This window comes from Mesorhizobium sp. M7A.F.Ca.CA.002.05.1.1 (assembly GCF_003998335.1).
In the GTDB taxonomy this organism is placed as follows: Bacteria; Pseudomonadota; Alphaproteobacteria; order Rhizobiales; family Rhizobiaceae; genus Mesorhizobium.
Window position 1 is genome coordinate 1 of sequence record NZ_RZQI01000114.1, and the last position, 10,747, is coordinate 10,747.

The 10,747-nt window shown below is 60.4% G+C and carries 10 protein-coding genes; 1 reads left to right on the forward strand and 9 read right to left on the reverse strand.

Annotated features, from left to right (window positions below; translation table 11 throughout):
• Positions 1-1,575, reverse strand: a 1,575-nt coding sequence (gene ccoN / locus EN939_RS08585; protein WP_127267680.1) for a cytochrome-c oxidase, cbb3-type subunit I, incomplete at its 3' end; no start/stop codon positions are given.
• A 491-nt stretch (positions 1,576-2,066) separates the two neighbouring features.
• Positions 2,067-2,810 carry a Crp/Fnr family transcriptional regulator gene (locus EN939_RS08590; RefSeq protein ID WP_024502861.1) on the reverse strand — a complete coding sequence of 248 codons (744 nt, stop codon included), beginning with the start codon at positions 2,808-2,810 and terminating at the stop codon, positions 2,067-2,069.
• Positions 2,811-2,962: 152 nt separating this feature from the next.
• Here EN939_RS08590 and hemN point away from each other — a divergent pair, with 152 nt between their 5' ends.
• The gene (gene hemN / locus EN939_RS08595) at positions 2,963-4,312 is read left to right on the forward strand and encodes an oxygen-independent coproporphyrinogen III oxidase (RefSeq protein WP_024502860.1); all 1,350 of its coding nucleotides are present in this window, start codon (positions 2,963-2,965) and stop codon (positions 4,310-4,312) included.
• Positions 4,313-4,541: 229 nt separating this feature from the next.
• On the opposite strand, the gene EN939_RS08600 is transcribed toward hemN, so the two are convergent.
• The 7 genes from EN939_RS08600 to EN939_RS08630 form a co-directional block, all read right to left on the reverse strand.
• The gene (locus tag EN939_RS08600) at positions 4,542-4,784 is read right to left on the reverse strand and encodes a DUF2274 domain-containing protein (protein WP_024502859.1); all 243 of its coding nucleotides are present in this window, start codon (positions 4,782-4,784) and stop codon (positions 4,542-4,544) included.
• Positions 4,785-4,796: 12 nt separating this feature from the next.
• On the reverse strand, positions 4,797-6,011 hold the full coding sequence (locus EN939_RS08605) for a TrbI/VirB10 family protein (protein WP_024502858.1): 1,215 nt from the start codon (positions 6,009-6,011) through the stop codon (positions 4,797-4,799).
• A complete protein-coding gene (trbG, locus tag EN939_RS08610; protein ID WP_127232321.1) occupies positions 6,008-7,033 on the reverse strand; it encodes a P-type conjugative transfer protein TrbG in 1,026 nt (341 codons plus the stop codon). Before trbG ends, EN939_RS08605 begins: the two co-directional genes overlap by 4 nt.
• A 1-nt stretch (position 7,034) precedes the next feature.
• Complete coding sequence (trbF, locus tag EN939_RS08615; protein WP_024502856.1) at positions 7,035-7,766, reverse strand: conjugal transfer protein TrbF; 732 nt, start codon at positions 7,764-7,766, stop codon at positions 7,035-7,037.
• Positions 7,767-9,089 carry a P-type conjugative transfer protein TrbL gene (trbL, locus tag EN939_RS08620; RefSeq protein WP_024502855.1) on the reverse strand — a complete coding sequence of 441 codons (1,323 nt, stop codon included), beginning with the start codon at positions 9,087-9,089 and terminating at the stop codon, positions 7,767-7,769. It lies immediately after the preceding gene.
• 33 nt (positions 9,090-9,122) lie between these two features.
• Entirely contained in the window at positions 9,123-9,848 is a 726-nt protein-coding gene (gene trbJ / locus EN939_RS08625; RefSeq protein WP_024502854.1) for a P-type conjugative transfer protein TrbJ, read from the reverse strand.
• Positions 9,845-10,747, reverse strand: a 903-nt coding sequence (locus EN939_RS08630) for a TraG/VirB4 family ATPase (protein ID WP_442919526.1), incomplete at its 5' end; no start/stop codon positions are given. The genes trbJ and EN939_RS08630, both read right to left, overlap by 4 nt.

Genomic DNA, 10,747 nt, shown 5'->3' on the forward strand with positions numbered 1-10,747 from the left:
CATCGGCTCCTCCTCGCGCTGGTGGCCGAGGATGGTCCTGGTGATGTTCCAGGCCATGATCAGGGCGCCGGAGAGGTACATGGCGCCGCCGATGGCGCGCATGACATAGTAGGGGTGCATGGCGGCGACGGTTTCGGCGAAGGAGTAGACGAGGAAGCCCTGCTCGCCATATTCGCGCCACATCAGGCCCTGCATGATGCCGGACACCCACATCACCGCGGCGTAGACGACGATCCCGAGTGTCGCCAGCCAGAAGTGCCAGGTGACGAGCCTCAGCGAGTAGAGCCGTTGACGGTTCCAGAGCTTCGGGACCATGTAGTAGATCGCGCCGAACGAGATCATGCCGACCCAGCCGAGCGCACCCGAATGGACGTGCCCGATGGTCCAGTCGGTATAATGCGACAGCGAATTGACCGCCCGGATCGCCATGATGGGGCCTTCGAAGGTCGACATGCCATAGAAGGCGACGGCCATCACCATCATGCGTATGATCGGATCGGTGCGCAGCTTGTCCCAGGCGCCGGACAGCGTCATCAGGCCGTTGATCATGCCGCCCCAGGACGGCATCCACAGCATGATCGAGAACACCATGCCGAGCGTCTGCGCCCAATCGGGCAAGGCGGTGTAGTGCAGGTGATGCGGCCCGGCCCAGATGTAGAGAAAGATGATAGCCCAGAAATGGACGATCGACAGCCGGTACGAATAGACTGGCCGGTTCGCCTGCTTGGGCACGAAATAATACATCATGCCGAGGAAGCCGGCGGTGAGAAAGAAGCCGACCGCGTTGTGGCCGTACCACCATTGCGTCAAGGCGTCCTGGACCCCTGAAAAGGCGGAGTAGCTCTTGGAGCCCAGGAACGAGACTGGTATGGACAGGTTGTTGACCACATGCAGCATCGCGATGGTCACGATGAACGACAGGTAGAACCAGTTGGCCACGTAGATATGCGGTTCCTTGCGCTTCAGGATCGTGCCAAGGAACAGAATGAGGTAGGCGACCCAGACGATGGTCAGCCAGACATCCACATACCATTCGGGTTCGGCGTACTCGCGGCCCTCGGTGATGCCGAGCAGATAACCGGTCGCGGCCATGACGATGAAAAGCTGGTAGCCCCAGAAGACGAACCAGGCGAGATCACGGCCGAAGAGGCGCGCGCGGCAGGTGCGCTGCACGACATACAGAGACGTGCAAAGCAGCGCGTTGCCGCCGAAGGCGAAAACGACACCGGATGTGTGCAACGGCCGCAAACGACCGAAATTGAACCAGGGCTGGATGTTGAGATCGGGGTAGGCGAGCTGCAGCGCGATCACCACGCCGACCAGCATGCCGACGACACCCCAGAACACGGTGGCGATCGCGCCGTAGCGGATCGGACCATCCATGTAAGCGGATGGGTCAATCGGAGCTGCTGGCCTGAACTCCGTGTTGCGCAACAGGATCGCAGTGAAACCAGCCACTGCGAAGAACAACACCCACATGTGTCGGCGGAAAGGTTCATCCACGCCGAAGCCGGCGGCCACCAGGGCCGCAAAAGCGAACACGCTTAGAAGGACGATCTCTGTGCCGAATTTCATTGCAGATCCCGATCTCGAATCTGGTGGATGCCAAATCCGCAGCGCACTAATCGCGCAGCCGCCGCCCCCTCGCCCTGATCTATGTCAGGCCGCACGATTTTGTGCGGCGCAATCAGCAGGTGGCGAATGAACGAGGAACGCAGCGCGGGCTCACCCCCTCATGGAAGGCGTTCCCTGGGTTGGGCGGGCGCAGACGCGATCGCTGAGGCGAAAGCTGAGGCTCTGCGCGCGTTGGATGCTATTGCCGATGCCCTGCCAAACGTTGTTCGGATCCCATTGGAAACGAACGCGATCGTTCCGCCGAGCCGTGGCAGATTAAGGACCATGCTTCGCCGGTATGTGCCGAAACACACCTGGCGATTGGTCACGTTCCTATCAAAGGCCGAAAGCTGTTTGTCTCGACCGTGACGCCGCTTCGTCGAAGGCGCGGCGACATCGCATTAAAAGGCAAACACGGCCCGCCCCGGAGTCATGCGACATGGCCTCGCCGCTTAGGGCCGCTCGCGTCCGCCGCCACAGCGCTTCTCCAGACGGCTTATGCTGTCCACCGTCACATGGCGTGCGTTCTCAATCCGAATCACCCCGTCAGCCCGCAATCGCGTCAGTTGGCGGCTCACGGTCTCGCTGGTGATTCCAAGGAAATCAGACATTTCGGCACGCGTCAGCGGCAGATCGAAGGAGGCCGACCCGGAAGCCGCATCGAGACTGGAATCGATATTCCGGGCCATCATGAGGAGAAAAGTCGCCACCTTTTCCGGAGCTGTCTTGCGCCCCAGCGTCACCATCCACTCGCGCGCCTCATCGAGTTCATTCAGCGTCTGTTTGAGCAGGCGATGCTCGAATTCCCGTGACGCCTTCATCATCCGTTCGACGGCCGCTCGCGGAAACGAACACAGCGTGACTGCTGTTGCCGCTTCCGCATTGATCGAGCTTTCCTCCTTGAAAGGACGTCCCAGAAAATCCGGTGCAAACTGGAGACCGACGATCTGCTGGCGCCCATCCGACAGGCTCTTTGATAGCTTTACCACGCCTGAAAGCACGTTGGAGTAGCTGTCGACGTTCTGTGCCTCGCCGGTCAACTCCATTCCTGACTCGATCCGGCGACGCGAGCAAGTCTTGGCGAGCCCAACCAAATTGTCTGGATCGAGCGCACCGCAGACACCGCGACGCCGTGCCTCGCAAGGGAAGCAAAGAACAGGAATGCCGGAACTATGAATGTCTTGCCGAAAGGTCATGCGTTCGCCTTACCCGATCCTAACTGCCGGCAGGATACCCATCCAGGGTAGAGAAATCCTGCGGCGGTTTGTCCATGAGCGCGGCTGATCGAGATCAGGGTCTGCTTCAGCGATGCGTGCAGTGTTCCGGCGGGCAACACGGTGAACGCGAGATGCAATCGGAAATAGCTGTCAAACTCAGCGAGAACGTCCCACGCTACACCAGCTATCCGACGGCGCCGCATTTCCATTCGGGGATCGATGCTGCCATTTACCGTGGCTGGTTGGAGACGCTGGAAAGCGGCGACGAAATCTCGCTGTACCTGCACATTCCTTACTGCGACAAGCTCTGCTGGTTCTGCGCCTGCCACACCAAGCAGACGCACCAATATGAGCCGGTGGCCGCTTATCTGCGCTCGCTGAATGCCGAAATCGTCACGATTGCCGGTCTGGTGAGCGGCAAGGCACATGTCCGTGCAATCCACTTCGGTGGCGGTTCGCCAACTATTCTGAGGCCCGATGATATGGTTGCTCTTGGAGCGGCCTTGCGGGACAGCTTCGACCTTCTCCCGGATGCTACGGTCAGCATCGAAATCGAAACCAACGACATGGACAAGGCGCGCCTTGATGCACTTGCTCAAATCGGCGTAACGCGGGCGAGCCTCGGCGTGCAGGATTTCGATCCGCAAGTGCAAAAAGCAATTAATCGTGAGCAGAGTTTTTTGCAGACCAAGGCAGTCGTCGACGGGGTTCGTTCGCGGGGCGTCGAATCGGTCAATCTGGACCTGCTCTACGGGCTCCCGAATCAGACACGCGAGACGATCTGTTCCACGGTGGCGCAGGCACTGACCTTGGAGCCAGACCGGATGGCCCTGTTCGGCTACGCACATGTGCCCTGGTTCAAGAAGCATCAGACGATGATCGACGAGGCATGGCTGCCGAGTCCCACTGAGCGTTTCGCCCAATCTCAACTCGCGGCGCGGGCAATTGTCGCCAAGGGATATGAGGCAATAGGACTCGATCATTTCGCGAAGCCCGACGATGCGCTGGCCATAGCGGCCCGCGCAGGGGTTTTGCATCGCAATTTTCAGGGCTACACTGAGGATCGCTGCCCGACACTCATCGGACTTGGCCCTTCGTCCATCGGTCGTTTTCGCCAAGGCTACGTGCAGAACATGGCTTCGACTTCCGGGTACGGGCGCATGGTTGCGGATGGCGGGTTGGCTGCCGTGCGCGGCGTTGCCCTTTCCGACGACGATCGCGTCCGTGGCTGGATCATCGAGCGGCTGATGTGTGATTTTGCCTTCTCGGCAGTCGACCTGGTGGAGCGGTTCGGCAAAGCCGGCGAGCAGCTCCTTCATCGCTCGAGGTCCATCGCACTCCACGATCCTGCCCGAGCGCTTGAATTCGATGGTGACAGTTTCCTCGTACGGACTGAAAGTCGCCCCTTCATTCGAACCATCGCGGCCAAGTTCGATACATATTTCAAAGGGGGAACGGCGAGGCACTCGGTGGCGGTCTGAGCAAAGCACAGTGCGCTCGCCGTTTGGTCGATCGGCGAACCAGCTGCGTTCGTTTTGACCGCTCATAGCCGACTACCGCATCAAAATCGAAAATGCAAACTTAGGCTGTTGCGCGGTATCTCCTTCCACATCCACTCTTGCGCATACCTGCATTTCAAGGTGTTTGATCCTATGCTTCGCAGGTAGGTCGCGACAGCTAGGCAATGTTCCAGCTGCCCTAGCGGAGGAGTCACGATTTTCCGGCAAGCTCCGTCGGCAGACGTTCTTTTCTGGCCTTGGCAAAGGCTCGGTCGCCTTCCAGAAACGCCGCCAGCATGAAAGGGATGAGTTCTGCCACGGTTTCAGACTGACCATAGGTCTGACGGTAAAGTGCAGCATACTCCTTGAGTGTTTGGCTCAGCTCCGCGCTGACGGTAATGGTGATCTTCGAAGCTGTTCGGTCCGGAAGTTTTCCAAGTTTCAGGTCAGCCATGATAACTCCTGCTCAACTGGCGTATGGCCGCAGCACGATGTCCTTGTGCACGATGACGCGCAGTGGCCAACCTGGGCGGACGACGATGGTGGGCTGGATATTGAGGTTTTTTTCGGTGATGCGCTGGCCGGCTCGACTGGCGTTCTGCTGGGCTGATTCCCGGATCGCCTTGACCAGATCGCTCTCGTTTTCGCCGAGGCTGAATTCTGTGCCGACACCGAGCAATGTGGCAAGCGCCACTCCCTTGATCATCTGCCAAGTGTGGAAATCGACTTTGTCTTCCAGCCCTGCGTAGCCGGCGGTGTCGCTCGCGGGCAGATTGTCGATTTCGGCCGACGAGCCGTCGGGCAGCAGAATGCGCTGCCAGACCAGCAGCGCTCGCTTTTGCCCGAACGCGACGACGCTGTCGTAGACGCCGATAAGACGTGAGCCCTGCGGAATCAGCAATATGTTGCCCGTGACCGTGTCGTGCACATTTTCGGTGACTTGCGCGACCACAAGGCCCGGCAAATCGGAATTGATGCCGGTGATCAGGCTGGCGGCAATCACGCTGCCAGCCATCAGTTGATATGGCGAGATCGGCGTCTGAAGCGCATGCGGATTGTAGATCCCGCCAGTGCTCCGCTGGCTGAGAAAATCAAGCTTTCGCTGCTGATTGTTCTGGTCGCCTTCCGCCGCCGCCACCGAGGCTGACGCGCGTCCTGCTTCGGATTGGGGAAGCGCCTCAAATGGATGCTGAGCAGTTTGCACGCTCTCTCCGACATCTGTCTGTTGAGCTCGATTTTCGACGCGGAAAAGCACCCGCGATTCACGCGCTTCGATCGCCTGCTGCGCTAGACGCTGCTCCTCGGCCGAGATGTCTTGGCCCGGCACGATGCCGAGCTGGCGCTGCCGCTCGAGGATGGGGCGGCCGAGGTCGCCCGGCAAAGGTAGCCCAAGGACGGGAGGCTTCGGCTTCATGCCGGAATAGTCATGGGGAAGCGTATCGAGTCCCTCGGCGGTTGGTTTGCGCTGAGTGTTGTAGAGATCTTCCGCCTGATCCCTGATGCGAAGGGCCGGCCCCTGGAGGGCGATCATGGTAACGCCGAAGACAGCGCCGGATCCGAGCGCTGCGATCGCGATGATCACACCGCGCCTGAACCGCACCACGCGGCGGGGAGAGGCCCGAAGCTGCAGTTCCTCGGGATCCAGTTTCGGCGGGATGCCAGAGCGGGAATTTTCGATCATGAGCCCTCACCTCGCCGGCTGCCGCGAAAGAGCGAGATCCGCCGTTGCGGTTGCCTGCCGTCAATCCTGCTGATGCGGATCACCTGCTGCCGCTTGGTGCCGAGGCGAAGTTCGGCCGCGGCGAAGAGCCGATCGACGATGTAATAGTTGCCGCGCACGCGATAGTTGACGAGCTCGCTGCTCCCATCTGCGCCGACGATGAAGAGTGGTGGCGCCTCGCCCTGATCTATGCGACGAGGGAACTCAATATAGACCTTGCTGCCGTCGTCGAAGGCTCGCGTCGGTCTCCAGGGCGGTGTGTCGCCACTGATTGAGTAGCGAAAGCGAAGGTTTTCGAGCGCGATATTCGACGCGACCGGTGTAACTGCCTCGGCTTGAGCATTGCGCTGGCGAAGCGCGATGATCTGGTCTTGGCTGTAGGTCCAGGAGATTGCCGCCATTGCGGTCTTCTCGGTGCTTTGAAGCTGCAAATGATAGGTCCGCCGGTCCGTCGTAATGACGACATTGGTGGCAAGACCCGGCGCGAAGGGTTTTACCAGAACATGGGTGCGCTGATTGTCACCGGTGCCGCTTGCGGTATCGCCAATGACCCAGCGCACGGTGTCGCCAGCCGACACGGCGGTTAGTTTCTCGCCCGGCTGCAGAGCGATGTCGGTCACGCGCTCCGGCGCGGCATAGAGTTGATAAAGCGCGCCATCGGTGAAGGGGTAGACTTGCACTGCATTAACATACCCGTACTTGGTGGGTTGCTGGGTCGCGGCTTTGTTGGCATCAGCGACGCGTTCTTCAGGAGGGCGCTTGTCCTCGGCCTTGCCGGGCTCGGGCTGCATTTGGCCAGGCAGCGGCAGTGGTTTTGGCACCTCGACAATTCTAATCGGCCTCTCCGGCGCTTTTTCGATCGCGGCCGGTTTGAAGTCGGCAGCGTCATAGGAAATCTCAGGCGGCGGCACCTTCTTCGATGCACAAGCGGAAACGACCGCTGCCGACACCGATAGGATCAGCACGGCACGAATCGGTGACATTTTACCTTTCATTGGTGGACTCCGTCGGAGAAAGGGGGGCTGGGACGGCGCTGTCGAGCTCGCGTGACCAGTCAATGGCATTGATGAAGACGCCGAGCGGATTCTTGCGCAGCTGATCCGTATTGCTTGGCGAGCGGATCACGATCGTGAGGATCGCAGTCCAGCGCATCGTGCTGGCAAGGCTTCCGCGCTCAAACACCTGCTCGGTCCATTTGACCTGGAATGAACTTTCGGAGGCTCTGACCACGCTGGTGACCTGTACCGAAACACTGCGCGTTCCGATCTGACCGAAGGGGTCGTTCGCCTTGGCGTATTCGTTGAGGAAGAGCGCTGCGCGATCGCTAGCAAAGTCGTACGCTGCCAACCAGTTCTGCCGTACCAAAACCGGATCGGTGGAAACGGAACGGACATTCTGGATGAAGCGGCCGAGATGCCAGGCGATCTGAGCATCCGAGGGCTCATAATTCCGGATCGCCGGCGCGACGGCGTGCGTCTCGCCGAAGCCATCGACCTCGACGACATAAGGCACGACACGGCTTTGCATCGACTGCCATACGAGTCCGCCGGAAAGCCCGGTCGCCAAGGCCAGGCAGCCAAGGGCCATGATCCGCCAGTTCCTGGCCTGCAGTCGAGATGAGCCGATGCGCTCGTCCCACAGCTGGGCGGCTTTTTGATACGGCGTGACCGGTTCGGGTGTTTTGCCGTAACGGTGCACGGGTCGCTTGAAGAGCATCTAGTCATCCTTGTCGTTGAGAGAGGGGTTGGCGCTGCCTCCCGGCCGGTCTCCGTCTCGGACAGCTTGCACGGCAGCGTGGCGATTTGCCCGGGCGGTCTGTTCAGAACGTAGGCGCCTTGCCCACGTCGGCGCCGAAACAGTGGCCGAACCGGCAGAGCGTTCGGTCATTGACGCTGTCGGCGCGCCGCCGGTCGCGGTCCACGCGGCATCGCGCCCGGCATCGGCGTTGCGCCCAACACTTGCAGTGGCGGATCGCGCTATGCGTATAGCGGCGCCGCCAGCTGCACTGGTTACACCATGCATTCCAGCAGCCACACCGGAGAGGCCAGCGTCGGGCGAGGTTGCGCGCCCGATCTGCCATGACGTGGAAGCAGCCGATCCCATTGTTGTGCCGGCTCGGATGGCGGCGAGACCGCCGCTGGTTGCCATACGCGCGCCAGCAAATGCTGTGCCTCCAGCAACGAGTGATACACCCGCTGCCGCCGCGGTCGTGCCGAGGGCGGCGCCCGCCCCAAGCTGCGGTGCGCCTGAGACAAGACCCGACGCGATCCCCGGCCCAAAAATGCCAAGGCCAAGCAGTGCCAGTGCGCCCAGTACCTGGGACATGGCACCGGCAAGATCCGGCTCCTTGCCTTGCAATGCGGAAGCGAACTCCCCGAAGAGCGTGGAGCCGATACCGACAATGACGGCGAGCACCATCACCTTGATGCCTGACGAGATAACATGGCCGAGCACGCGTTCGGCCAGGAACGCTGAACGGTTCCAAAGTGCGAATGGAACCAAAACAAAACCTGCCAGCGTGGTGAGCTTGAACTCTAGGATGGTGATGAAAAGCTGGATGGAAAGGATGAAGAAGGCGATGATGACCAGGAACCAGGCCATCAGCAGCACGAAGATGGTCAGTGCGTTGCCGAAGATTTCCGGGAAGCCCAGGAGCTGACTGGCTTGGTCAAGCATTGGCCAAGCACCTTCGAAACCGGTCGCGGCAATGCGGCCCGGGCGCAAGAGATTGTCTGCCGACAGATTGCCGGCCGACGCCTTAATCCCGAGACCGGCAAAAGAACGATAAACGATATCGGCGAGGTTCTTGAAATTGTTCAGAATGAAGGCGAAGACGCCAACATAGAGCACCTTGCGGACAAGCCGGCCGAGAACGCTGGTTTCGTCGCCGAGCGCCCACGCCAGGCCGGCAAGTGTGATGTCAATGCCGATCAGAATGGTAGTGAGGAAGGCGAGGTCGCCCGATAGCAGACCGAACCCGCTGTCGATGTAGCGGATGAAGGTCTCCATGAAGCGATCGATGACGCCAAGGTCGTTCATGCCGCTGCCTTTCTCGTCGTGATGAACTCGTGATTAATTGCCGGGATAAGCCGAGCCGGTACCCAAGAATCGCTTCGTCATCTCGCGGGCGGCTTCGTCTGACTGGGCCTTGCGGGCGGCATCCTCGGCCTCAGCTCGAAACTGCGTTGCGAGCAGCGTCTGGATCTGCATCTGCTGTTTTGTCGAAAGCGCCATCAGCTGGTTGGTGGCCTGGCTTGCCTGAAGCGCACCGGCCGCCCCTTGGCTGCGGTTGACGAGATCGGCGAGCAGATCGCCGTCGGCGCGGACGTTCTCGACGATTTGCGACTGGACACCCATGGTCTGGCGGAACGCCTGCATGGCGGTTTGCCAACGCTCCCGCGCAGCACTCGCCACATCGCTGACTTTGATCGTGGCGTCGTAGCTTTCCGGATATTGGCTGCGCCACTGGTCTTGAAGCTTGCCCAGATCAAAGCTGAGGCCACTCGCCTGGTCCATCAAGCCGTCGATGCGATGGAGCGAACCGGTGAGTTGGCCAACGGAAGAGAAATCCAGACGCTGAAGATTGCGCGCCATGTTCTGCAGCATGGTCGCCTGATTCTGCAGCGACTGGATCTGGTTGTTGATCTGCTCCAATGCGCGCGCGGCCGTCAGCACGTTCTGCGCATAATTGGACGGATCGAACACGATAAGGGCGTAGGCGGGCTGCACATAGTCGGCCATAGGCTTGGCGATCAGGGAAACGGTGATCAGGCCGGAGAGAAGGCGTCGCCGCATCATGAGAATTGCTCCTTGTCTGGTTGAGGGAATTGCTTGAGAAGTTCGCCGGCCCAATCGAGGCCGCGCGCGATCAGGAACTGCGAGGCAAAGCTGCCTTGCCCGTCTTCGGACATGATCCTGTCGATCAGAGTCTGCGTGGCCGGATCGGAAGCACCGCAAAGCGCAAGAGCGATGGGGCCAAGCTCGAGCTCGAACAGACGGTTGCCGCGGCGCGATTGCAGATAATACTGACGCTTCGGCGTGGCGCGGGCGATCAATTCGATCTGCCGCTCGCTTAAACCGAAGCGCTCGTAGGCTGTGCGCGCCTGGGGTTCCACGGCACGATCATTGGGAAGGAAAATGCGCTGCGGGCAGCTTTCGATGATTGCCGGCGCTATGCCAGAGCCCGCGATATCAGCCAGCGACTGCGTAGCGAAGACAACCGACACGTTCTTCTTTCGCAGCACCTTCAGCCATTCGCGGATGCGGGCGGCGAACAGCGGATTGTCGAGATAGACCCACGCCTCGTCGAGCATGATCAGCGTGGGCCGTCCGTCGAACCGTTCCTCAAGTCGCTGGAACAGATAGGTAAGCACTGGCAGCAAAGCGCCTTGGCTGTGCATTAACTCCTCGGTCTCGAAACACTGCACATCCGACAAGGCCAGCCCATCATGATCGGCATCGAGCAGGCGGCCGAAGGGACCATCGAGCGTGTAGGGCATCAATGCGGTCTTCAGCGCATTGGATTGAAGCAGGACCGAAAGACCGGTCAGTGTGCGTTCCTGCGCCGGCGCGGTGGCAAGGCTGGCCAGCGCTGACCAAATAGCCTCCTTCACCTCCGGCGTGACGGTGACGTTCTCGTGGGCAACAAGGCTGGCGATCCATTCGGCCGCCCAGCTTCGGCTAGCCTGGTCGTTGAT

Coding starts and splice junctions, on each gene's coding strand:
- trbJ (WP_024502854.1), bottom strand. CDS start 9,848: ATGATGCGGCGACGCCTTCTCTCCGGCCTGATCACCGTTTCCCTGATC.
- EN939_RS08605 (WP_024502858.1), bottom strand. CDS start 6,011: ATGATCGAAAATTCCCGCTCTGGCATCCCGCCGAAACTGGATCCCGAG.
- trbG (WP_127232321.1), bottom strand. CDS start 7,033: ATGTCACCGATTCGTGCCGTGCTGATCCTATCGGTGTCGGCAGCGGTC.
- hemN (WP_024502860.1), top strand. CDS start 2,963: ATGCAATCGGAAATAGCTGTCAAACTCAGCGAGAACGTCCCACGCTAC.
- EN939_RS08600 (WP_024502859.1), bottom strand. CDS start 4,784: ATGGCTGACCTGAAACTTGGAAAACTTCCGGACCGAACAGCTTCGAAG.
- trbL (WP_024502855.1), bottom strand. CDS start 9,089: ATGAACGACCTTGGCGTCATCGATCGCTTCATGGAGACCTTCATCCGC.
- trbF (WP_024502856.1), bottom strand. CDS start 7,766: ATGCTCTTCAAGCGACCCGTGCACCGTTACGGCAAAACACCCGAACCG.
- EN939_RS08590 (WP_024502861.1), bottom strand. CDS start 2,810: ATGACCTTTCGGCAAGACATTCATAGTTCCGGCATTCCTGTTCTTTGC.